This window comes from Kitasatospora sp. NE20-6 (assembly GCF_045862635.1).
In genome coordinates, this window is the sequence record NZ_BPRL01000001.1 from 39248 (window position 1) to 62374 (window position 23127).

Genomic DNA, 23127 nt, shown 5'->3' on the forward strand with positions numbered 1-23127 from the left:
CTCCTTCGTCGTGAGGGTGGGGTCAGAAGGCGTTGACGCCGGTCAGGGATCGCCCGATCAGCAGTTTGTGGATCTGGCTGGTGCCCTCGTAGAGGGTCATGACGCGCGCGTCGCGCAGGTACTTGCCGACGGGGTACTCGTCGATGAAGCCGTACCCGCCGAAGACCTGCAGCGCGTTGTTGGCGGCCCGGACGGCGGCCTCGCTGGCGAAGAGCTTGGCGACGGACGACTCGGTGGCGAAGGGCAGGCCGCGGTCGACGAGGTCGGCGACCTTCCAGGTGAGCAGCCGGGCGGCCTCGACGTCGACGGCGATGTCGGCGAGGAGGTCCTGCACGAGCTGGTGGCCGGCGATCGGCCGGCCGAACTGCTCGCGTTCGCCGGCGTACTTCACGGCGGCCTCCAGGCAGGCGCGGGCGATGCCGACGCAGCCGGCGGCGACCGACATGCGGCCCTTGGCGAGGGCGGACATCGCGACCTTGAAGCCCTGGCCCTCGTCGCCGAGGCGGGCGCTGTCGGGCACCCGGACGGCGTCGAGGGTGAGTTCGGCGGTGGCCTGGCCGCGCAGGCCGAGCTTGCCGTGGATCGTGCGGCGCCCGAAGCCGGGCAGGCCGGTCTCCACGAGGAAGGCGGTGATGCCGCGGTGGCCGGGTCCGCCGGTGCGGGCGAAGAGGAGCGCGACGTCGGCGTGGGTGCCGTTGGTGATGAACGTCTTGCTGCCGCTGATCAGCCAGTCGCCGCCGTCGCGGACGGCCCGGGTCGTGAGGTTGGCGGCGTCGGAGCCGGTGCCGGGCTCGGTGAGGCCGAAGCAGCCGAGCGCCTCGCCGGAGGTCAGCCGGGGCAGCCAGTGCTGCTTCTGCTCCTCGGTGCCGTACGCGTTGACGGACTTGCCGACCAGGCCGAGCGAGACGGAGACGATGCCGCGCACGGCGGAGTCGCCGCGGCCGAGCTCCTCCAGCACCAGGCAGTACGCGAGGTGGTCGCCGCCGCTGCCGCCGTACTCCTCGGGGATGGTGAGGCCGAGGAGGCCGAGCTTGCCGAGCCGGCCGACGATCGCCGGGTCGACGGACTCGGCGAGGTCCCATTCGCGGGCGAAGGGGACGATCTCGCGGTCGGTGAAGACGGCTGCGAGATTGCGGACGGCGGCCTGCTCCTCGGACAGCTCAAGGTTCATGGCGGCGGACACCTCTTAAACTAGCAGTGCAAGTTTTAAGGGGGACTGTAGCCCCACCCGGTCCGCCCGGGGAAGAGCCGCCTGCAAGAATGTGGGCCACCCACCCGATCGGAGGCCGCCCCCCATGGCCCGCCCGCGCACCCCGCTGCTCAGCCGCGAGCGGATCGTCGCCGCCGCCCTCGCCCTGGTCGACGCCGAAGGGCTGGCCGCGCTCTCCACCCGGCGCCTCGCCACCGAGCTCTCCGTCAGCGGGCCCTCGCTCTACAACCACTTCGCCACCAAGGACGACCTGCTCGACGCCGTCGTCGACAGCGTGATGGGCGAGGTCGACCTGTCGATGTTCGACGCGCCGGAGAGCTGGCGCACCGCCCTGCGCGACTGGGCCCGCTCCTACCGTGCGGCCCTCGCCGCCCACCCCAACGTCGTGCCCGTCCTCGCCCAGGGCCCCGGCCGCCGCCCCAACGCGCTCCGCCTCGCCGACGCCGTCTTCGGCTGCCTCGTCGACGCCGGCTGGCCGCGCGGCCAGGCCACCCGCATCGGCGCCCTCATGCGCTACTTCATCACCGGCTCCGCCCTCGGCTCCTTCGCCGGCGGCTTCCCCGAGGACGCCGCCGTCTACGCCGCCGACTACCCCCACCTCGGCGAGGCCCACCTGCTCGCCGAACACCACCGCGCCATCGACGAAGGAGCCTTCGAGACCGGCCTGGCCGCTCTCCTCGACGGCCTCGCCCTGCGCCACCGCCCCTGAGCCCTGCAGCTCCGAGCTCCGAGCCCCGAGCCCCGAGCTCTGCGGCCCCGACCGGCGCACCGGCCTTCGCCCCGACGGGTCACACCGGGCCGTCCGGGGTTTGCCGGACCTGACGGACGGTCACGTTCTGTCGGCCAGCACGGCCGGGCCACCGGCCGGCCGTCCCCTCCGGAGGTCGTCCCGTGTCCCCACGCCCTCGCCCGTCACGCCGTCCCCGCGGCCCCCGCCCGCTGCGCCCGGCGGTCGTCCTCGCCGCCGGTCTCGCGCTGGTCGGCCTGCTCCCCGCACCGGCCGTGGCCGGCGGCCGCCCGGCCGCTCCCGACCTGCAGCAGCGCCTGCAGGAGCTGGTCGACACCCCCGGCGGCCCGCCCGGTGCCATCGTGGTGCTCCGCCGCGGCCGGCACACCGAGGTCGTCCGGGCCGGCGTCGCCGAGCTCGGCGGCCGGGCGCCCCGCAGCACCGACTACATGCGGATCGCCAGCGCGGCCAAGGCCTTCAGCGGCGCCGTCGCCCTGCGCCTGGTCGACCGCGGGGTGCTCGGCCTCGACGACACCGTCGGGCAGCGGCTGCCCGGCCTCCCGGCCGACTGGCACGCGGTGACGCTCCGCCAGCTCCTCCAGCACACCAGCGGCCTGCCGGACTACAGCAACTCGGCGGACTTCCGGGCGGTCATCACCGCCGACCCGCACCACGTCTTCGACTCCCGGCACCTGCTCGACTACGTCGCCGGCGAGGACCTGCTCTTCACCCCGGGCAGCCGGTACGCCTACTCCAACTCCGACAACATCGCCGTCGCGCTGATGGCGGAGGCCGCCACCGGCCGCCCGTACGAGCAGCTCCTCGCCCGGCTGGTGTACCGCCCGCTGGGCCTGCACGAGACGAGCCTCCCGCAGGGCTACGAGCTCCCCGAGCCGTACCTGCACGGCTACGACACGGTCCTGCCCGACCCGCCCGTCGACGTCTCCACGCTCTTCGGGGCGTCCGGGGCGTGGGCCTCCGGCGGCATCGTCTCCACCCCGCGCGACCTCGCCGCCTTCATCCGCGCGTACGGCGGCGGCCGGCTGACCGGGCCCGAGGTGCGGCAGCAGCAGCGGACGTTCGTCGAGGGCAGCTCGGAGCCCGCCGGGCCCGGCACCAACGCCGCCGGCCTGGCCCTCTTCCGCTACACCACCCGCTGCGGCGTGGTGTACGGCCACACCGGCAACACCGCCGGCTACACCCAGCTCGCGGTCGCCACCCCGGACGGCAGTGCGGCGCTGGCGTTCTCCGTCACCGAGCAGGTCTCGCAGTCCACCAGGCCCGCGCTGCTGGCCCGGCTCCGCGCCGTCCAGGAGGACTTCGTCTGCGCCCTGCTGGACGACCGCGGCCACTGACCGCGCTGCTGCGACCGCCCTGGTCAGGCCACCCCGGTCAGGCCGTCCCGGTCAGGCCGTCCGTGCGGCGGCGGCCAGGGCGGCGCGCACCTCGGCCGCCGGGTCGCCCTCGTGGTAGATCCGCTCGCTGGGCTCGATGCCGTCGAGGAACTCCTGGTAGCGCACCGCGTAGGCGAGGTGCATCAGCGGCTCCGCCAGCTCCAGGGCCCGCAGCGGGTCGCTGCCCGGCACGGCCGCCGACCAGGCACCGGCCCAGGCGTTCCGGACGTCCGCCCAGCGGGCCCCGTCGACGAAGTCGCGCGGCCGCAGCCCGTCGAAGGCCGGGTGGCCGAGGCAGGCGTCCGAGAAGTCCACGACGACCGTGCGGCTCCCGTCGGAGCGCCAGTTGCCGGGGTGGAAGTCGCCGTGCACCAGGGTCGTGGGCAGTCCGCAGGCCTCCAGCCCGGCGATGTCGGCGGGCAGCCGGTCGAGGAGGCGGTGCGCGGCGGCCCGCTCGTCGGCCGTAAGGTCGTCGAGGCGGGGCAGGAGGGCGGCGGCCGCTGCCAGCACCCGCGGCGGCGACTGGTCGCGCAGGTCCTGCAGTCCGGGGTGCCCGGCCAGCCGGGCCTGGGCGGCGACCATCCGGTCGACGGCGCCGAGCATGGCGTCGTCCGGCACGCCCCAGCAGTCCTCGCCCGGCACGTGGTCGAGCAGCACCCGGCCCTCCGCCGACCCGAGCACGGGCGGCACCAGGCCGGGGTCCACCGAGGCGAGCAGGGCGATGATGCGGGCCTCGTCGGCGCCGAACACCGGTGTGGTCTTGAGCCAGGCGGGGCCCTGCGCGGTCGGGATACGGGTGAGCCCGGAGAGGTTCCAGGTCTTCACCTGCTCGGCGGGGCCGGTCGGGGGCCGACCGGTGTCCCGCAGCCGGTCCCCGGCCCAGCCGAGGGCCGAGCGAAGGCCGTCCGGGGTGGCCCAGGCGGCGCGCAGCGGGTCGGGCCCCACGGTGCGGGCGCCCTCGGCGAGCGGCACGGCCGGGCCGGCCAGCGCCTCCGCGTGGTAGGCGACGTGGCCGCCGCGGCCGCCGTCCCCGCCCTCCACGGAGAGCAGGCGCAGCACGAGCACGGGCACCCCGAGCCGCTGCTCCAGGACGGCCGCGACCTCGCCGACCTCCTGCCAGCGCGGGTGGGCCACGGGGAAGGGGCCGACCTCCCCGAGCCGCTCGCCGTCGAGGGTCACCACTGCCGTCACCGTGCGCTGCATCGTCCGATCCACCCGCGCATTGTCGTGACACGGGGGAGGGGGCGCCACCGAATTACCGGCCCCGGTGGTGCGCGGGCCGCCCGTCCGGCCGCGGTGCTCAGCCGGGTTCGCGGGCGAGGAAGGCCGGTCTCAGCCGCGGGTCGACCGCGTCGTAGTAGCGGTGGTAGACCGGGGTGATCCCGCCGGAGACCGGGGGCACGATCCAGCTCCAGTCGGCGGGCGTCGGCCGGCCCTGCCGCCGTTCCCGGTCGATGTGCGTGAGGAAGCGGGCCGACTCCGTGTGGTGGTCGGCGATGGTCACGCCGGCCCGTTCGAAGGAGTGCAGCACCGCGACGTTGAGCTCCACGAGGGCCCGGTCGCGCCAGAGGGTGCGGTCGGACGCGGTGTCGAGGCCGAGCCGCCGGGCGACCTCGCGCAGCATGTCGTAGCGGTCGGCGTCGGCGAGGTTGCGGGCGCCGATCTCGGTGCCCATGTACCAGCCGTTGAACGGTGCGGCCGGGTAGCGGACGCCGCCGATCTCCAGCGTCATGTCGCTGATCGCCGGCACCGCGTACCAGCGCAGTCCGAGCGCGGCGAACCAGTCGTGCCCGGGGTGGTGCAGCGGCACCTGCAGCGCGGCGTCGTCGGGCACCTCGTACCACTGCGGGTCGGCGCCGGGGTGCTGCCGGACGAGCAGCGGCAGGACGTCGAAACGGTCCTCGCCGCTCTTCCAGCCGAGCGCCCGGGCCTGCGCGGCGAGGGCGCCGCCGGCCGGGTCGCCCGTCCACCGGCCGTCGTCGCCGCGGTGGCCGGCGTAGCGGACGAGCTGCTGGTTGAGGATGCGGGGGGCGGGCCGGCCGGGCCGGTCCGGGGCGAAGACGGTGACCACGGGCCGGATCCGGCCGCCGTTGGTGGCGGCCCGCAGGTGCTCGAAGCACTCCTCGGCGATCGCGTCGGGCGTGTCGACGTGCCGCAGGTCGCGGACGACCAGGCTGCGCCAGTAGAGGCGTCCGATGCAGCGGGCGGCGTTGCGCCAGGCCAGCCGGGCGCCGAAGGCGAGCTCCTCGGGGGTGTGCCGGTAGGTGCCGGTGCGCTCCAGCTCGGAGAGCACCTGCCGGACGCGCGGTGCGGGGTCGCCCGCGTCCGGCTGCTCGTGGTGGAACTGCCGGACGAAGGCGACGGCCTCGCCCGGCACGGACCCGGCGACGTACCCCGGCGCGGGCGGTGCGAGGGGCGCCGCGGCCGGGTGGTGGGCGTAGGGGCAGGCGGCGGCGACCGGCCTGCGGGTGCGATTCCGGCTGAAGATCAAGGACACATCCCTCCCTGACTCCATGGGTACCGGACGGTCCGGCACGGCCGCGCGGAGTGTCGGATTACCCCACCGGCCGGGCCGGAACGGCGCTAGGGTGACCGGACGCGCGAGGGCGCCCGCCGTGCGGCGGACGCCCTGCGGAGAGTGCGCGGTGCGGAGGGCGCGGTTCAGCCCATGTCCTCCAGGCGGACGCCCTTGGTCTCCTTCATGAAGCGGGCCACGAAGAGGAGCGAGCCGAGCGCGAACGCGGCGTAGATCGCGTAGGTCGCCGACAGGTTCCACTTCGACATCGCCGGGAACGACACGGTGATCGCCCAGTTGGCGACCCACTGCGCGGAGGCGGCGACGGAGAGCGCGGCGGCGCGGATCCGGTTGGGGAACATCTCGCCGAGCATCACCCAGACGACGACGCCCCAGGAGAGCGCGAAGAACAGCACGAAGAGGTTGGCCGCGACCAGGGCGACGGTGCCCTGCAGGTCGGGCAGGGAGACGTCGTCGCCGGTGCCGGTGGCGGAGCTGAACGCCCAGGCGGCCGCGCCGAGGGTGACGGCCATGCCGGCGGAGCCGATCAGGGCGAGCGGCTTGCGTCCGATCCGGTCGACCAGCAGGATCGCGATGACCGTGCCGGCGATGTTGATCACCGAGCCGACGAAGCTGATCATCAGCGAGTTGCTCTGGTCGATGCCGACCGACTGCCACAGGATCGACGAGTAGTAGAAGATCACGTTGATGCCGACGAGCTGCTGGAACACCGACAGCCCGATGCCGACCCAGACGATCGGCAGCAGACCGGTGCGGCCGCCGAGCAGGTCGCGGAAGCGCGGCCGGTGGTCGGTGTCGATCAGGCCCCGGATCTCGGCGATCCGGCCCTCGGTGTCGGCCCCGGCGCCCTCGACCTCGCGCAGCACGGTGCGGGCCTCGTCCAGACGGCCGGCGGAGATCAGGAAGCGCGGCGACTCGGGGATCATCGCGGCGAGCACGAAGTAGACCACGGCCGGCACGACGCAGATGCCGAGCATCCACTGCCAGGCCTCCAGGCCGAGCAGGTGGCCGCGGGTGTCGCCGTCCGCGGACTCCGCGAGCAGCCAGTTGACCAGCTGCGAGACGGCGATGCCGAGCACGATCGCGGCCTGCTGGAAGGAGGCGAGGCGCCCGCGGTACTTCGTCGGGGCGACCTCCGCGATGTAGGTCGGCGCGATCACCGAGGCGATGCCGATGGCGGCGCCGCCGAGCACCCGCCAGGAGGCGAGGTCCCACGGCGAGAAGGGCACCGCCGAGCCGACCGCGCTGATCGCGAACAGCACCGCCGCGACCTTCATGACGCGGATGCGCCCGTAGCGGTCGGCGAAGCGGCCGGCCAGGGCGGCGCCGAGCGCGGAGCCGAGCAGCGCGGAGGAGACGATCAGGCCGGTGGTGCCGTCCCCGATCCCGAACCTGCCCTGGATGCCGGAGACGGCGCCGTTGATCACCGAGCTGTCGTAGCCGAACAGGAAGCCGCCGAGGGCGGCCGCGGCCGTGATGAAGACCACGAAGCCGAGCCGGTCGGGGGCCTGGGTACGGGCCGCTACGGGCTGTTGGGTGACGCTCACGATCTGACTCCTGTGTACTCAACATTGAGAGAGGCGTCGAGATCGTACCTCCGAACCGTTCATCACTTGTAAGCCGTACCCGAAATATGCGACATAGCCCCCTGGCCTAGCCTTCAGGATCTGAACGATCAGGCCGGTTCGGCCAGCGACAGGCCGAAGCGTCCGCCGCCGTCCGTCCACCAGTGGGAGAGCCGCATCCCGGCCGCCGCCAGCTCGGCGGCGACCCGTTCCCGGCGGAACTTCGCCGAGACCTCGGTGCGCAGCTCCTCGCCCGCTTCGAAGTGCACCGGCATGTCCAGCGCGGGGATCTTCACGGTCTGCGTGCGCGTCGAGCGCAGCCGCATCTCGATCCACTCCTGCTCGGCGTCCCAGTGCGCCACGTGCTCGAAGGTCTCCGGGTCGAAGTCGGCGTCGAGCTCGCGGTCGAGCACGTTCAGCACGTTGCGGTTGAACTCCGCCGTCACGCCCGCCGCGTCGTCGTACGCGGCGACCAGCACCGCCGGGTCCTTCACCAGGTCGGTGCCGAGCAGCAGGGCGTCGCCCGGCTCCAGGGCGGCCCGCACCATCCGCAGGAAGCCGGCCCGCTCCTCGGGCAGGAAGTTGCCGAGGGTGCCGCCGAGGAAGGCGAGCAGCCGCGGGCCGCCGCCGGGCGGCAGGCCGAGGCCGCGGGTGAAGTCGGCCAGCACCGCGTGCACGGCCAGCCCCGGGTAGTCGGCGGTCAGCGCGGCGCCCGCCGCCTCCAGCGCGCTCTCGCTGACGTCGACCGGCACGTAGGTGCCCAGCGTGCCGAGGTCGCGCAGCGCGTCCAGCAGCAACCGGGTCTTCTCGGACGAGCCGGAGCCCAGCTCGACGAGGGTGCGGGCGCGGGTCAGCGCCGCGATGTCCCCGGCGTGCCCGGTGAGGATCTCGCGTTCGGCGCGGGTCGGGTAGTACTCCGGCAGCCGGGTGATCTCCTCGAACAGCTCGCTGCCGCGGGCGTCGTAGAACCACTTCGGCGGCAGCCACTTCGGACTCGCCGTCAGACCCCGCTGCACGTCGTGCCGTAGCGCGTGGCTGAAGTGGTCGGCAGGCAGCAGGCGGGTCAGGTCGAAGGCGCTCACGTCGGTTCGTCCTCTCGCGTCGGGCGGTCGATGGGGTGCAGGGTGACGCCCGCCGGGGTGGCGAGCAGCAGGGTGCGGTCGGGCACCTCCGACCAGCCGGGCTCGTCGTCGTACGGTTCCGAGGCCACGACGACGCCGGGCCCGGTGCGGTGGAAGAGCGTGTCGCCCCAGGCCGTGGCGGCGATCGAACGGCCGTCGGTGACCAGGAGGTTGAGCCGGCCGCCCTCGCCGTGCTTCGCGGCCTCCCGCACGGTGTCGGCGAGCGCCTCGCCGAGCTCGGCGCCGGTGCGGAGCCGGGCCAGCACGAGCGCCCACAGGAGGGCGGAGTCGCTGCGGGCCTCCAGCGACATCAGGTCGGCGGGCGGCAGCGTCGCGGCCAGCGGACCGTACTGCTCCGGCCAGCCCGGCAGCGCGCCGTTGTGGCTGAACAGCCAGCGCCCCTCGGCGAACGGCGCCGCCGCGGCCTCGCCGGGCGCGCACCCGGCGGTCGCCGAGCGGACGGCGGCCAGCAGGGCCCGGGTGCGGACCACCCGGGCCAGGTCGGCGAAGGTCCCGTCGGCCCAGACCGGCCCGGCCCGGCGGTGGCGCGCCGGGCGTTCGTCGCCGTCGGCGTACCAGCCGAGGCCGAAACCGTCGGCGTTGACCGTGCCGTACCGCTGCCGCCGCGGCGCCCACGACTGCCGGACGAGCCCGAACGGCGGGTCGACGAGCAGGGCGCCCACCGGGCAGGGCGGCCCGAGGTACGCGAGGTGGCGGCACATCAGGAGGCGTCCTGGTCGCAGGCGGTGCGGAAGCCGGCGAAGATCTGCCGCCTGACCGGGTAGTCCCAGTTGCGGAAGGTGCCCCGGCAGGCGACCGGCGCCACGGCGAACGAGCCGCCGCGCAGCACCTTGTACTCCGGCCCGAAGAACACCTCCGAGTACTCCTTGTACGGCCAGGCCCGGAAACCGGGGTAGGGGCGGAAGTCGCTCGCCGTCCACTCCCACACGTCGCCCATCAACTGCCGGGCACCGCACGGCGCCTCGCCGGCCGGGTAGGCGCCCGCGGGTGCGGGCTGCAGGTGCCGCTGGCCGAGGTTGGCGTGCTCGGTGCCGGGCTCGCCGTCGCCCCAGGGGAAGCGGCGGGAGCGCCCGGAGGCCGGGTCGTGCCGGGCGGCCTTCTCCCACTCGGCCTCGGTCGGCAGCCGCCGGCCCGCCCAGCGGGCGTACGCGTCGGCCTCGTACCAGCTGACGTGCAGGACGGGCTCCTCCGGCGGCACGGGCTCGACCGTGCCGAACCGGCGGCGCAGCCACTGCCCGCCCTCGCGCGTCCAGTGGAGGGGGGCGGTGAGGCCGGCGTCCATCCGGTGCTGCCAGCCCTCGGGCGTCCACCAGCGCGGGTCGTCGTAGCCGCCGTCGGCGAGGAAGTCCTGGTAGGCGGCGTTCGTGACGGGCGTGGTGTCCAGCCGGTACGCCGGCAGGTCGACGACGTGGGCGGGCCGCTCGTTGTCGAGCGCCCACGGCTCGGTGTCCGTGCCCATCGTGAACGGGCCGGCGGGCACGAGCACGTCGGCGGGCAGCCGTCCGGCGCCCGCGGCGGGCGGCGGCGGAGCGGCGAGCACGGCGGCCCCCCGGCGCAGCTGGTGGGTGATCAGCATGGTCTCGTCGTGCTGCTGCTCGTGCTGCACGACCATGCCGAAGCCGAAGCCGGCGTCCAGCAGCGGTGCGCCCTCCAGCGGGCTGGTCTCCAGGAGGTCCAGCACCCGGCCGCGCACCTCGTGCGCGTAGCGGCGGGCCTCCTCCGGGGGCAGCAGCGGCAGGTTCGGCCGCTCGGCGCGCGGATGCTCGAAGGCGTCGTAGAGCGGGTCGATCTCGGGGTGCATCGGGTCGTGGCCGCCGATGGCGCGCAGCAGCCACAGCTCCTCCTGGTTGCCGATGTGCGCGAGGTCCCAGACCAGCGGCGACATCAGGGGGGAGTGCTGTGCGGTGAGGTCGGGGTCGTCGACGCAGTCGGTCAGCGCGGCGGTGCGGGCGCGGGCGGTCGTCAGCTCGGCGGCGATCGTGCCGCGGAGCGCCGCCGGGTCGGTGCGGTCGGCGTTCAGCACGGTGCGTCCTCCTCGACGGCGGGGCGGTGACCGGCCCGGACGGCGTCCAGCTGGTCGTCGGCGGGGCAGCGGCCGCGGGCGGGGTAACGGTCGGCGTACGTGCTCAGGGCGCGGCGCAGCGGGGCCGACCCGTCCTGCCGGGCGAGGGCCCGGTCGGCGGCGGCGAAGCAGGCGAGCGTCGCCCGGCGCAGTGCGGGGTCGGCCGTGGCGAGGGTGGCGGCCCGGCACCAGAGGCTGCTGCGCGGCGGCAGGGCGCCGTCGCCGCCGAGCCGTTCGAGGGCGTCGAGGGCGGCGTCCCCGGCCTCCGGGTCGTCCACCAGCGCGGTGACCAGGCCGAGCGGCACGAGCCAGCCGTCGCCGGGCTGCGCGTCGATCATGCGCAGTTCCAGGTGGCCGCGCGGCCGGACGGGCGGGAAGAGCGTGGTGCGGTGGTACTCCAGGTCGGCCATGGTGGGCGGCCGTTCGCCGCCGCCGCGCAGCCACCCGCGGAAGGTCAGACCGGCGGGGGCGGTCCACGGTGCGCCGTCGCCCCGGCGCACGCAGAGCACCTCGGCGTCAAGCACGTAGCGGGCCCAGGCCTCGCGCGGGTCGCCGTCCGGCGGCGGGGCCAGCGTGCGGGACGGGTCCATCCGCGCCCACACCATCTGCCGGCTGGACCGGAAGCCGGTGGGCCGGCCGTCCAGCAGCGGCGAGTTGGCGAAGGCACCGACGAGCACCGGGCCGAGCAGGTGGGTGAGCCGCCAGCGCCGGGCCATCGCGGCCTCGGTGCCGGCGTCCACGCAGACCTGCACGGAGGCGGTGCCGGTCATCATGATCCGGCCCCACGGCCCGGCCCGGTCGAAGAAGGTCTCCATCGCGCGGTAGCGCGGGTGCTTCGCCTGCATGCGGCGCTCGCGCGGCAGCGGGTCGGTGCCGCTGCCGGTGAGCCGCAGTCCCTGCCCGGCGAGGGCGGTGCGCAGGGCGGCCTGGTCGCGCAGCAGGTCGGCGGCGCAGGCGGTGGGGGTGGGGGCGGGCCGGGAGCTGAGCTCGACCTGGCCGCCGGGTTCACGGGTGAAGCGGGAGCCCGCGGGGAACAGCGGGCCGTCGGGGTGGTCCGGGAGTTCTGCGAGGGCTGCCGACGTCCGGTCGGGTTCGACCGGCTTCTCCGGACATCGGCTGTCGTGGACGAACCACTCCGCCTCGACCCCCACGAGGGCGGGCGGGCCGATCTTGAAACAGATGGCTGCCAGGTGGGTCTCGGCGGACGCCTCGGTCAGGGGCGTCACGCTGGGTGTGTAGGCGGGGGGCGCGGTACTGCGCTGCGGCCGGACTGGTATCACCGGACTCACCATCCCTCGGTTCGCGGTTGCGGCCCGGTCTTTCCTGCTCAGTCTGCTACGCGTCAAACATCGCTGCCGCTCCACGCAGGTCAGGGATGGTCAGGTCCGCGTCAAGCGATGGAGCGCCATGTCCAGGAGGGCGGGCGGCAGGGCGTAGTTCAGCCGCAGGAAACCGGGCACCGGCCCGCCGAAGTCCGCCCCGTCGGCGAGCTCGACATCACGCTCGGTGAGGGCCGCGGCCCTCGCCCGTCCGGGTGGCAGGCCGAGCGCCGTCCCGTCGAGCCACAGGAGGTACGAGGCCTGCGGCCGGGCGGACACGGCCGGGCCGAGCGCCGCCAGCACGCGGTCGCGGGCGGCGGCCAGACGCGGCAGGAGGGCGTCGAGCCACTCCTCGCCCCCGGTCAGCGCCGCCCGCTGCACGGTCTGCTCCAGCAGCCCGCCCTCCCACAGGCCGTACCCCGCCATCACCTCCAGCAGCCGCCCGCGCAGGGCGGCGTCCGGCACCAGCGCCCAGCAGCTCGGGACACCGGAGGTGTTGAAGGTCTTGCCCACCGAGCCCAGGGTCACCGTGTGCCCGGCGGCCGCACCGGCGAGCGCCACGGCCACCGGCTGGCGCAGCCCGTGGTCGGGGTGGACGAGGTCGCCGTGCACCTCGTCCGACACCAGCAGGCCGTCCTCGGCGGCGGCCAGCTCGGCGAGCGCGCGGATCCCGGCCCCGTCCCACAGGCGCCCGGTCGGGTTGTGCGGGCTGCTCAGCAGCACCGCGCCGGGCCGGAACGCGGCCAGGGCCTCCATCGGCAGCCGGAGACCGTCGCCCTCCCGCACCAGGGCGGCGGTACGGAACGGCACCCCGGCCGCCGCGCACACCCGGGCGAAGCCGCCCCACTCCGGCACCACGCCCGCCGCCGCCCGGCCGCGCAGCCGCGGCGCGGCCGCTGCGAGCAGCAGGCGCAGGGCGGTGCTCGGACCGAAGGGCAGCAGCAGCACCCACTCCGGGTCGACCGCCACGCCGTGCCGCCGCCGGTACCACCGGGCCACCAGCTCGCGCCCGCCCGGATCGGCCACCGTGTAGCCGTACGCCGGATGGGCGGCGCGGGCGGCGAGCGCCGCACCGATCGCGGCGGGGCCGGGCAGGTCCATGTCGGCGAGGCCCAGCGCGATCGCACCCCCGCCGGCCCGTGCCCACTTGCTGCTGCCGGTGCCGGCCCGGTCGAACTCCGTCGGCTTCTCCCGCACGCCTGCTCCCTCCGGGCGGACCCCGCCGTCCACGGTAGGGGTCTGCCCGGGGGAGCCGCCGGGTCATGCGGGCGGGACGGCGGTTCAGCCGATCGTGCAGGCGGTGCCGTTGAGCGTGAAGGCGGCCGGTACGCCGTTGGTGCCGGGCGTGGAGCCGGCGTTGAGCCCGAAGGTGACCGAGCCGCCCGCCGGGACGGCGGCCGTCCAGGCCTCGTTCGTGACGGTCAGCTGCCTGCCGCTCTGGGTGCCCCTGGCGTTCCAGATCGAGTTCAGGGTCTGCGGGCCGGGGAAGGAGAAGACCAGCGTCCAGCCGTTGACGGCGGTCGTGCCGTTGTTGCGGACGGTGACGTCGGCGTTGAAGCTGCTGCCCCAGTCGGAGAGCCGGTAGGCCACGGTGCAGCCGGAGGCGGTGGGGGAGGGGCTGCTGCTCGGGCTGGCACTCGGGCTAGGGCTGGCACTCGGGCTCGGGCTCGGGGAGGCGGAGGTGCTCGTCGAGGGCGACGGGCTCGGCGTCGTCGTGCCGCTCCTGGCGGCCATCCGTTCGGCGTGCGCGCGGAAGACGGCGAGTTCGGGTGCTCCGGCCATCACCCCGTAGGTGGGGTCGACCTGCCGGTCGGTGTACCACCAGAACGCGCTGCCGTCGCCGCCGGCCGCCTCGAAGTCCGCGAAGATCGCCTGCCACCAGGTGCTGCGGTCGACGTTCTTCACGTTGAACTCGCCCATGAAGAAGGGCTTGCCGACCACGTCGTGGGAGTCGTGGATCCAGGCGCGGATCAGCGCGGTGGTCCGGGCGAGCGACAGGCCGGCCCACTCCTCCGTGGTGTAGGGGTGCGCGGAGGTGAAGTCGATGTACGGCGAGTTGTGGATCGCGACGAACGGGTTGCCCTCGTCACCGCCGAAGCCGTACGCGCTCTGGTGGCCCTCCAGGCCGGTGCCCAGCAGGTGGTTCGGGTCGATGCCCTTGACGAAGGCGCCCATCTCGTCGACCCAGGCGCGCAGCGTGGTGCCGCTGACGTTCTCGGCGGCGCTCTGGTCCTGGTAGCGGGGCTCGTTCATGAGCTCCCAGGCGAAGATCGTCGGGTCGTCCTTGTACTTCACCCCGCTGTAGTGGTTGGTGCGGTTGAGGGCGTGGGAGACGTAGTTCTTGTAGGAGTCGAAGCAGCCGGGGCAGCGGCTCCTGTCGAAGAAGGCGGCGCGGCCGGGGTGGCCGCCGGGGAGGCCCTCCCAGGCGAGCCGGGTGTCGATGCCGCCGTACGCCTCCCAGTAGTTCTCGAAGACCGGGACGAGACGGACGCCGTGGGCCTTCGCCGACTCGACGATGTAGTCGAACTCGGCGAACTCCTGCTCGTCGTAGACGCCTTCGGAGGGCTCGAAGCCGTGCCACGCCTCGTGGCTGAACATCCACAGCCGGACCACGCCGACCCTGTCGGCCACGAACCGGGTGAACTGCGCGTCGATCCGGGCCTTGTCCATGTACTGCGTCTCGGTGTCGTTCGAGCCGCTGCCGTAGGTGAACAGGTCGTAGGTGTTGGTGCCGGCGACGTAGTAGGGCTTGCCGTCCAGGCAGAAGTGGATGCCGCAGCGCTGCACGAAGCCGCTCGGCGCCGCGGCGGAGGCGCTGCCGCGGGCGACGAGCGCCGTCGCGACGGCGACGGCCAGGGCGAGCAGCAGGATCAGCGGCCGTGACCACCGCTGCCGGGCGTGCGGGGACGTCATGGGGGTCTCCTCGGGGTGCGCCGGGGCCGGCGCGTGCAGGAGCCGCCGGCCTGCCCGGGGCGGAGGCTCCGGCGGGGCCGGGTCGGCCGTGCGGGGAGTGACGGCTCACGGGGGTGCGCCGGCCCGCGCGATCCGGTGGCGGGCTGCAGGCGTGCGGAACTCCCGCCGGGGTGCGGCGGGTTGTGCCGGGCGGACACGGTCCGGGTGGGTGGGGCCGCTGCCGGGCGGCGTCGGCGGAGGCGGCCCGGGCGCTGACGATGCAAGCACCGGCCCTGCGGCCCGTCAATGGTCCGGACGGGATCCGCGTGGCCGTTCCCGGCCGTGGGCGCGTGTCCCTTCAGGTGTTCGCGTGGGGACTGCCGGGGGTACGAGCCGCCGGACGGCGCTCTCCCATGGGAAATCCCGCACGTCGTGGGGGAGTTGGCGCACATTCGGGAGGCTCGGCCGGGAGTGCCCGGCAGGGCGCGGGGCCTGCGGCGATAGGGGCGTTGCGATCACACCTGAAAGGGGAGCGCTCCCACGGCCCGCCACAGGTTCAGGAGTTGAAGTCTGTCGGAGTTCTTGACGAGGCTCCGCCTTCATGGCTTGATATGCCGTGAGCTCAGGGCGTGCCCCGCTGGACAGGGCGCTTCCGTTCGCAGCTTCGGCGAATCGTCAGGTACCCCCGTCAGGACCGTACTTTGGCGACCGTTGTCCCACTGATCATGGGAGCGCTCCCATAGGCTCTCGCCCCACTGCACCCCCGGGTCCCTCCCCCACCCGAAAGGATCCCGTCAGTGCCTTCCCCCATGATGAAGCGCGTGCGGACGGCTGCCGCCGCCGCAGCGTTGACGCTCGTCGGCGTCGTGCCGCTCGCCGCGGTCGCCACCCCCGCCCAGGCCGCCGAGGCCCGTGTCGACAACCCCTACGTCGGCTCCAAGGCGTACGTGAACCCGGACTGGTCGGCCCTGGCCGCGGCCGAGCCCGGTGGTTCCGCCATCTCCAACCAGCCGACCTTCGTGTGGATGGACCGGATCGCCGCGATCAGCGGTTCCACCTCCGCCCGTGGCCTGCGTGCGCACCTCGACACGGCGCTGGCGCAGGGCGCCAACCTCGTGCAGATCGTCATCTACGACCTGCCGGGCCGTGACTGTGCCGCCCTCGCGTCCAACGGTGAGCTCGGCGCCACCGAGCTGGGCCGTTACAAGACCGAGTACATCGACCCGATCGCCGCGATCATGGCGGACTCGAAGTACGCGAACCTGCGGATCGTCAACATCATCGAGCCCGACTCGCTGCCGAACATCGTCACCAACGCCGGTGGCACCGCGGGCTCCACGGACGCCTGCGCCACGATGAAGGCGAACGGCAACTACGAGGCCGGTGTCGGCTACGCGCTGCACACCCTCGGTGCGCTGTCGAACGTCTACAACTACATCGACGCCGCGCACCACGGCTGGCTGGGCTGGGACTCCAACATGCCGCCCGCCGTCACCGAGTTCAAGAAGGCCGCCACCACCAGCGGCGCCACGGTCAACGACGTGGCCGGCTTCATCGTCAACACCGCGAACTACAGCGCGCTGACGGAGCCGAACTTCAAGGTCACCGACTCGGTCAACGGCACCACCGTGCGCCAGTCCAAGTGGGTCGACTGGAACTACTACGTCGACGAGCTGACCTTCGCCCAGGCGCTGCGCACCTCGCTGGTGTCCGCCGGCTTCAACAGCAACATCGGCATGCTGATCGACACCGCCCGCAACGGCTGGGGCGGCACCGCCCGTCCGACCGCCCCGGGTGCGCTGACCTCCGTCGACACCTACGTCAACGGCGGCCGCGTCGACCGCCGCATCCACGCCGGCAACTGGTGCAACCAGAGCGGTGCCGGTATCGGCGAGCGTCCGACCACCGCCCCCGCCACCGGCATCGACGCGTACGTGTGGGCGAAGCCCCCGGGCGAGTCGGACGGTTCGAGCACGGCCATTGCCAACGACCAGGGCAAGGGCTTCGACCGGATGTGCGACCCGACCTACACGGGTAACGGTCGCAACGGCAACAGCCTGACCGGCGCGCTCGCGAACTCGCCGCTGGCCGGTGCCTGGTTCTCCGCGCAGTTCCAGGAGCTGCTGAAGAACGCCTACCCGGCGCTCACCACCACCCCGCCGCCGGTCGACACCACCGCGCCGACCGCGCCCACCGCGCTGACCTCGCCGGCCAAGACCTCCACCAGCGTCTCGCTGTCCTGGACGGCCTCGACCGACAACGTCGGCGTCGCCAGCTACGACATCTACCGCGGCGCCACCCTGGTCGGCTCGACCAACGGCACCACCACCACGTACACCGACTCGGGCCTGACCGCCTCCACCGCCTACAGCTACACCGTGAAGGCGAAGGACGCGGCCGGCAACGCCTCGGCGGCCTCCTCGGCGCTGTCCGTCACCACCTCGGCCGGCGGCACCAACGACACCACCGCGCCGACCGCGCCCACCGCGCTGACCTCGCCGGCCAAGACCTCCACCAGCGTCTCGCTGTCCTGGACGGCCTCGACCGACAACGTCGGCGTCACCGGCTACAACGTGTACCGCGGCACCACCCTGGTCGGCTCGACCACCACCGCCACCACGTACACCGACTCGGGCCTGACCGCCTCCACCGCCTACAGCTACACGGTCCGGGCGAAGGACGCGGCCGGCAACCTCTCGGCGGCCTCCTCGGCGCTGTCCGTCACCACCTCCGGCACCAGCACCGGCTCCGGCTGCACCGCGGTGTACACCATCTCCAGCGACTGGGGCGCGGGCTTCAACGCCAACGTCACCGTCACCAACAACGGCACCAGCGCCATCAACGGCTGGAAGGTCACCTGGACCTACAGCGGTGGTCAGACGATCACCAACCTGTGGAACGGCACCGCGACCCAGTCCGGCCAGGCCGTGACCGTCACCAACGCCGGCTACAACGGCGCCCTGGGCGCCGGCGCCAACACCAGCTTCGGCTTCGGTGCGAGCAACTCGGGCAGCGGCAACGCCGTCCCGACGCTCACCTGCACCACCAGCTGATCCGCTTCGCGATCTGATCGCGAAACCCGGGCGGCCGATCCCACGGCGGTGGGATCGGTCGCCCTTCGCGCTGCCCGCGTACGGGCGGGCGTGCAGGCAGGCAGGCGTGCGGGGCGGGGGGCAGGGCGGGGCGGCCGGGTCAGGCGGAGGCCAGCTCGAAGGCCGAGTTGACGAGCGCCACGTGGCTGAACGCCTGCGGCATGTTGCCCAGTTGGCGCCCCTCCAGCGGATCCCACTCCTCGGCGAGCAGGCCGACGTCGTTGCGCAGCGAGACGAGCCGGACGAACAGCTCCCGCGCCTCCTCCCGGCGGCCGATCGCCACCAGGGCGTCGACCAGCCAGAACGAGCAGGCCAGGAAGGCGCCTTCGGAGCCCCGCAGGCCGTCGGAGTCGGCGTAGCGCCGGATCAGGCCGCCGTGGTCGAGCCCGGTGCGGACGGCTTCGACGGTGCGCACCACCCGCGGGTCGTCGGGCGGCAGGAAGCCGCTCTTGACGACGAACAGCGTGGCCGCGTCCAGCTCGCGCCCGCCGTAGTGCTGCACGAACACGCCGCGGCGCCGGTCGTAGCCGTGCGCGCAGACGTCGGCGCGGACGGCGTCGCGCATCTCCCGCCAGCGTTCCACCGGGGCCGGGAGGCCGGTGAGTTCGGCCATCTTCAGGGCGCGGTCGGCCGCGACCCAGGCCATCACCTTCGAGTGCACGAAGTGCCGGCGTCCGCCGCGCACCTCCCACAGGCCCTCGTCGGGTTCGGTCCAGTGCTTCTCCAGGAACGTCATCAGCATCCGCAGCAGGCTCCAGACCTGACGCTCCATCGGGATGCCGGCGCGGAGCGCGAGGTGCATGGTGTCCACCACCTCGCCGTAGACGTCGAGCTGGAGCTGCCGGACGGCGGCGTTGCCGAACCGCACCGGTGTCGAACCCCCGTACCCGGGGAGCCAGTCGGCCTCGGTCTCGGGCAGCCCGCGCTCGCCCGCCACGCCGTAGACGGCCTGCAGGTCGCCGGGGTCGCCGGCGATGGCGCGCAGCAGCCACTTGCGCCAGGCGGCGGCCTCCTCGCGGAAGCCTCCGCGGAGGAGCGCGGAGAGGGTGAGGCTGGAATCGCGGAGCCAGCAGAACCGGTAGTCCCAGTTGCGCTCGCCGCCCATCGCCTCGGGCAGCGAGGCGGTGGGGGCGGCGACGATGCCGCCGGTCGGCTCGTACGCCAGGGCCTTGAGGGTGAGCAGCGAGCGCAGCACGGCCTGGTGCCAGTCGCCCTCGTAGCGGCAGCCGTCGGCCCAGCGCTGCCAGCCCTCCAGGGTGTCCGCGAGGGCGCGGGCGGGGTCGTTGCGCGGGGTGGAGTGCAGGTGGGAGGGCTGCCAGGTGAGGACGAACGGCACCTGCTCGCCCGCCTGCACGGTGAAGTCGGAGGCGGTGGAGCCGTCCTGGCCGTAGGTGTGCACGCCGGCGGGCACCCGGAGCCAGGCGGAGTCCGGCCCGGCGACGGCGACGCGGTGGTGCTCGGTGCGGCGCACCCAGGGCTCGACGCGCCCGTAGTTGAAGCGCAGCCGCAGTTCGCCGCGCATCGGCACGCTGCCGCTGAGGCACTCGACGATACGGACGAGCTGGGGCACCCGGTCGCGCTGGGGCATGAAGTCGAGGATGCGGACGGTGCCGGCGGGGGTGGCCCAGACGGATTCGAGGACGAGGCTGCCGGTGAGGTAGCGGCGCCGGGTGCAGTCGCCGGCGCCGACCGGTGCGAGGCGCCAGGCGCCGTGGCCGCGGTCGCCGAGGAGTCCGGCGAAACAGCTGGGGGAGTCGAAGCGGGGCAGGCAGAGCCAGTCGACCGAGCCGTCCCGGCCCACCAGGGCGGCGGTCTGCAGGTCACCGACCAGGGCGTAGTCCTCGATGCGTCCAGCCATCGTCCCATTGTCCGCCGAGGGTGTCAGGGACCGCGCGGCGTAAGGAATCCGGGTTCGCACGGATGGCTACCGGTTCTGCCCGTTCCGGTTGCACTGAAGATCGGAACGTAGGAAAATCATGAGGCGCTATTGTCATTTTCTCCTGAGCCGGAAGGGGTGCGGCCATGCGGCAACCGGACTGGGTGCCCGCCGGAACGGACCTCGAGAAGCCCAACGCGGCTCGGATGTACGACTTCTACCTCGGCGGCTCGCACAACTTCGAGGCCGACCGGCGGATGGCCCGGCAGGCGGTCGAGCTGTGGCCCGAACTCCCGCAGATCATGCGGGCCAACCGTGCGTTCCTGCGCCGCGCCGTGCAGTACCTCGCCGAGACCGGCGTCCGGAGGTTCCTCGACATCGGCTCGGGCATCCCCACCTTCGCCTCCGTCCACGAGGCCGCCCGGGCCGTCCGGCCCGACGCGCGGGTCGTCTACGTGGACAACGACCCCGTCGCGGTGGCGCACAGCCGGCTGCTCCTCCAGGACGACCCGCTCAGCAGCGTCGTCGAGGCCGACCTGCGCTCCCCGGACGACCTTCTCGCCCGGCCCGAGGTGGCCGCCCTGCTCGGCGACGGCGAGCCCGTGGCCGTGCTGCTCGTGGCGGTCCTCCACTTCGTGCCGGACGGCGACGACCCGTACAAGGCCGTCGCCACGGTCCGTGACGCCCTGCCGTCCGGCAGCGCCCTGGTGCTCTCGCACGCCTCCCTGGAGGGCCGCCCCGACCAGGCCGACGCCCACCAGGACATCTACCGGCGCACCCCCACCCCGCTCACCATGCGCAGCCGCACCGACATCGAGGCCTTCTTCGACGGCCTCGACCTGGTCGACCCCGGCGTGGTGTACCTCCCGGAGTGGCGGCCGGAGACGCCGGGGAGCGTCGGCCCGCACCCCGAGCGGATGACGGGCATGGCCGGCGTCGGACGCGTCCCGTGAGCGACGGGCTGCCGGACGCCCCCGGCAGCACCGGCCGCCTGCGTGAGGACTGGTCCCGGCTGCTCGCCGACGGGCACGGCGGTGCCGTGCACCCGCGGGTGCTGGACAACCTCGTCGAGCGCACCACCGAACTGCTGGAGCGGGCCCGGACGAGCCTGCCCTTCGACCCGGCCGCCGCCCAGCAGGCCGGGGCGCTGCTGGTCGACGCGCACTTCACCGACCCCGAGGTGCTGGCCAGGGCGGTCGAGGTGCTGCACCGGGAGCCGCCCCCCGGCGGGTCCGGCGCGATGCTCGCCGGGGCCTTCGCGGCCGGCTGGGCGGCCGCGCTCCGCGAGCGCACCCTGCGGGAGCAGGAGGCGATCCGGCTGGCCGCCGACACCGCGCGCCACGAGATCGAACGGGCGCTGCGCGAGTCCGAGGCGCGGTTCCGGGCGCTGTTCGAGAGCGCGGCCATCGGCATCGGCATCGGTGACGTCGAGGGCAACATCCTGGCCGTCAACAAGGCGATCGGCGACATCTTCGGGATCGGCGCCGAGGACATGGCGGGCCGCCGGGTCGGCGACCTCGTCCACCCCGAGGACACGCCCGGCGTCTGGGAGGCGTACGGCGACCTCATCAGCGGCAAGCGGGAGTACTTCCAGGTCGACAAGCCGTACTACCGGCACGACGGCGAGGTGGTCTGGACGCACCTGACCGTCTCGCTGATCCGCGACGCGGACAACGTGCCGAAGTACCAGGTCGCCATGCTGGAGGACATCACCGACCGCTACCGCCTGCAGGAGCGGCTGCGCCACCAGGCCACCCACGACCCGCTGACCGGCCTGCCCAACCGGGCCGCCTTCTTCGACCGGCTGGAGCGGCTCTTCGAGGAGCCGGAACCGGGTGCCCGCTTCGGCCTGTGCTACGTCGACCTCGACGGGTTCAAGGTCGTCAACGACAGCCTCGGGCACGACATGGGCGACCAGCTGCTGACCGCCGTCGCCGCCCGGCTGGAGGCCGCGCTGACCCCGCTGGGCCACCTGGTGGCCCGCCTCGGCGGCGACGAGTTCGTCGTGCTGCTGGAGAACTGCCGGGGCGAGCAGGAGGCCGTGGCGGCCGCCAAGGCGGTGCTCGCCGCGCTCGCCAAGCCGGTGGTCGTCGGCGACCACCGGCTCGCCGTCGGGGCCAGCGTCGGGGTGCTGGAGCGCCGGGTCGCCACGACCACCCCGGGTGCGGCGGTGCGCGCCGCCGACCTGACGCTCTACCGGGCGAAGGAGGCCGGCCGCGGCCGGTGGACGCTCTTCGACCCGAAGGAGAACGCCCGCGCCGTCAGCCGGTACGCGGTCTCGGTGCGCATGCCGTCCGCGCTGGACCGCGGGGAGTTCTTCATCGACTACCAGCCGCTGGTCAACCTCGCCGACGGCTCGCTCGCCGCCGTCGAGGCGCTGGTGCGCTGGCGGCATCCGCAGCTCGGCGTGCTCGGCCCCGAGGAGTTCGTCGGCACCGCGGAGGAGACCGGCCTGATCATGCCGCTCGGCCGCTGGGTGCTGGAGCAGGCGTGCAGTCAGGCCGCGGACTGGGTGCGGCGGTTCGGCGACCGGGCGCCGCAGCTGAACGTCAACCTGGCGGTCCGTCAGGCCCGCAACGCCGGGCTGGTCGCCGACCTCGACCGCATCCTGCGCAGCACCGGCCTGGAGCCGGGCAAGCTCCAGCTGGAGATCACCGAGTCGACCGTGGTCGGCCCCGAGGACGAGGCCCTCAAGGCCCTGCACGGGCTGGTCGACCTGGGGGTCTCGCTGGCCGTGGACGACTTCGGCACCGGCTGGTCCAACCTCGCGTACCTGCGGGACCTGCCGGTCTCCGGCCTCAAGATCGCCGGTTCCTTCGTCGGCGACCTGCACGACCCGGCGAAGGACACCCACCTCGGCTGGCGCATCGTCAGCGGGCTGGTCTCGCTCGCCCACACCCTGGGCCTCACCGTCACCGCGGAGGGCGTGGAGAACCGCGCCGACGCCGAGCGGCTGCGCCTCATGGGCTGCGACTGGGCCCAGGGCTGGCACTTCGGCCGCCCGGTGCGCCCGGGGGAGATCGCCCGGCGGATCGCCGAGGCCAACCTGCCGGAAGCGCTCGACGTCACCGAGTGACGGCACCCCGTGTCGCCGGTGGAAAAGCGTAGAAAACCGGACATATCCCCTTGACTTGGCGTGATCCCGTACGGATGATGAATCCAACCGGTACCGCTTCTACGGCGGGAACGCCAGGTACCGGCCGTCACCGTCGGCGCTTTGCGCGCCCGAGACGACCGACGCATTGCAGGGCCGGGGCCAGGGGGGCTCTCAGAGGCCGCCGGGGGATTTCAGGCCCGCGTCGCTGTCCGTTC

The 23127-nt window shown here is 73.9% G+C and carries 16 protein-coding genes; 5 read left to right on the plus strand and 11 right to left on the minus strand.

The genetic code is table 11. From position 1 onward, the window contains the following. Positions 1 to 22: 22 nt before the first annotated feature. Positions 23 to 1171, minus strand: coding sequence for an acyl-CoA dehydrogenase family protein (locus SNE206_RS00190; protein WP_407911234.1), 1149 nt, complete (start codon positions 1169 to 1171; stop codon positions 23 to 25). 124 nt (positions 1172 to 1295) lie between these two features. Here SNE206_RS00190 and SNE206_RS00195 point away from each other — a divergent pair, with 124 nt between their 5' ends. Together SNE206_RS00195 and SNE206_RS00200 are read left to right on the plus strand one after the other, a co-directional pair. Continuing rightward, positions 1296 to 1919: a TetR/AcrR family transcriptional regulator gene (locus SNE206_RS00195; RefSeq protein ID WP_407911235.1), complete on the plus strand. Its 624-nt coding sequence runs from the start codon at positions 1296 to 1298 to the stop codon at positions 1917 to 1919. 182 nt (positions 1920 to 2101) lie between these two features. Beyond that, positions 2102 to 3292 carry a serine hydrolase domain-containing protein gene (locus tag SNE206_RS00200; RefSeq protein WP_407911236.1) on the plus strand — a complete coding sequence of 397 codons (1191 nt, stop codon included), beginning with the start codon at positions 2102 to 2104 and terminating at the stop codon, positions 3290 to 3292. 51 nt (positions 3293 to 3343) lie between these two features. Here SNE206_RS00200 and SNE206_RS00205 read toward each other — a convergent pair whose 3' ends face one another. The 9 genes from SNE206_RS00205 to SNE206_RS00245 all read right to left on the minus strand — a co-directional run bounded on the left by SNE206_RS00205 (position 3344) and on the right by SNE206_RS00245 (position 14868). Beyond that, positions 3344 to 4546, minus strand: coding sequence for an aminoglycoside phosphotransferase family protein (locus SNE206_RS00205; RefSeq protein WP_407911237.1), 1203 nt, complete (start codon positions 4544 to 4546; stop codon positions 3344 to 3346). Positions 4547 to 4631: 85 nt separating this feature from the next. Further along, on the minus strand, positions 4632 to 5819 hold the full coding sequence (locus SNE206_RS00210; protein ID WP_407911310.1) for a nitric oxide synthase oxygenase: 1188 nt from the start codon (positions 5817 to 5819) through the stop codon (positions 4632 to 4634). Positions 5820 to 5992: 173 nt separating this feature from the next. Continuing rightward, a complete protein-coding gene (locus SNE206_RS00215; protein ID WP_407911238.1) occupies positions 5993 to 7414 on the minus strand; it encodes a sugar porter family MFS transporter in 1422 nt (473 codons plus the stop codon). Between the two features lie 128 nt (positions 7415 to 7542). Beyond that, entirely contained in the window at positions 7543 to 8514 is a 972-nt protein-coding gene (egtD, locus tag SNE206_RS00220; protein ID WP_407911239.1) for an L-histidine N(alpha)-methyltransferase, read from the minus strand. Next, on the minus strand, positions 8511 to 9275 hold the full coding sequence (egtC, locus tag SNE206_RS00225; protein ID WP_407911240.1) for an ergothioneine biosynthesis protein EgtC: 765 nt from the start codon (positions 9273 to 9275) through the stop codon (positions 8511 to 8513). The genes egtD and egtC overlap by 4 nt, the downstream gene beginning before the upstream one ends. Next, entirely contained in the window at positions 9275 to 10597 is a 1323-nt protein-coding gene (gene egtB / locus SNE206_RS00230; protein WP_407911241.1) for an ergothioneine biosynthesis protein EgtB, read from the minus strand. The genes egtC and egtB overlap by 1 nt, the downstream gene beginning before the upstream one ends. Continuing rightward, positions 10591 to 11862 (minus strand): ergothioneine biosynthesis glutamate--cysteine ligase EgtA, encoded by a 1272-nt coding sequence (egtA, locus tag SNE206_RS00235; RefSeq protein ID WP_407911242.1) that lies wholly within the window; start codon positions 11860 to 11862, stop codon positions 10591 to 10593. The genes egtB and egtA overlap by 7 nt, the downstream gene beginning before the upstream one ends. Positions 11863 to 12015: 153 nt before the next feature. Next, positions 12016 to 13152, minus strand: coding sequence for an aminotransferase class I/II-fold pyridoxal phosphate-dependent enzyme (locus tag SNE206_RS00240; protein ID WP_407911243.1), 1137 nt, complete (start codon positions 13150 to 13152; stop codon positions 12016 to 12018). 84 nt (positions 13153 to 13236) lie between these two features. Beyond that, the gene (locus SNE206_RS00245) at positions 13237 to 14868 is read right to left on the minus strand and encodes a cellulose binding domain-containing protein (protein WP_407911244.1); all 1632 of its coding nucleotides are present in this window, start codon (positions 14866 to 14868) and stop codon (positions 13237 to 13239) included. A gap of 788 nt (positions 14869 to 15656) precedes the next feature. On the opposite strand from SNE206_RS00245, the gene SNE206_RS00250 reads away from it, so the two are divergent. Continuing rightward, positions 15657 to 17900, plus strand: a complete 2244-nt coding sequence (locus SNE206_RS00250) for a glycoside hydrolase family 6 protein (RefSeq protein ID WP_407911311.1) — start codon at positions 15657 to 15659, stop codon at positions 17898 to 17900. Between the two features lie 139 nt (positions 17901 to 18039). Here SNE206_RS00250 and SNE206_RS00255 read toward each other — a convergent pair whose 3' ends face one another. Next, entirely contained in the window at positions 18040 to 19797 is a 1758-nt protein-coding gene (locus tag SNE206_RS00255) for a glycoside hydrolase family 15 protein (protein WP_407911245.1), read from the minus strand. 164 nt (positions 19798 to 19961) lie between these two features. Here SNE206_RS00255 and SNE206_RS00260 point away from each other — a divergent pair, with 164 nt between their 5' ends. Together SNE206_RS00260 and SNE206_RS00265 are read left to right on the plus strand one after the other, a co-directional pair. Beyond that, positions 19962 to 20768, plus strand: a complete 807-nt coding sequence (locus tag SNE206_RS00260; RefSeq protein ID WP_407911246.1) for an SAM-dependent methyltransferase — start codon at positions 19962 to 19964, stop codon at positions 20766 to 20768. Further along, positions 20765 to 22891, plus strand: a complete 2127-nt coding sequence (locus SNE206_RS00265) for a putative bifunctional diguanylate cyclase/phosphodiesterase (RefSeq protein ID WP_407911247.1) — start codon at positions 20765 to 20767, stop codon at positions 22889 to 22891. Before SNE206_RS00260 ends, SNE206_RS00265 begins: the two co-directional genes overlap by 4 nt. Positions 22892 to 23127 lie beyond the last annotated feature (236 nt).

Excerpts from the sequence above, each read along its gene's own strand:
- SNE206_RS00190 (WP_407911234.1), bottom strand. The coding sequence starts at position 1,171 with ATGAACCTTGAGCTGTCCGAGGAGCAGGCCGCCGTCCGCAATCTCGCA.
- SNE206_RS00195 (WP_407911235.1), top strand. The coding sequence starts at position 1,296 with ATGGCCCGCCCGCGCACCCCGCTGCTCAGCCGCGAGCGGATCGTCGCC.
- egtC (WP_407911240.1), bottom strand. The coding sequence starts at position 9,275 with ATGTGCCGCCACCTCGCGTACCTCGGGCCGCCCTGCCCGGTGGGCGCC.
- SNE206_RS00245 (WP_407911244.1), bottom strand. The coding sequence starts at position 14,868 with ATGACGTCCCCGCACGCCCGGCAGCGGTGGTCACGGCCGCTGATCCTG.
- SNE206_RS00250 (WP_407911311.1), top strand. The coding sequence starts at position 15,657 with ATGATGAAGCGCGTGCGGACGGCTGCCGCCGCCGCAGCGTTGACGCTC.
- SNE206_RS00255 (WP_407911245.1), bottom strand. The coding sequence starts at position 19,797 with ATGGCTGGACGCATCGAGGACTACGCCCTGGTCGGTGACCTGCAGACC.
- SNE206_RS00260 (WP_407911246.1), top strand. The coding sequence starts at position 19,962 with ATGCGGCAACCGGACTGGGTGCCCGCCGGAACGGACCTCGAGAAGCCC.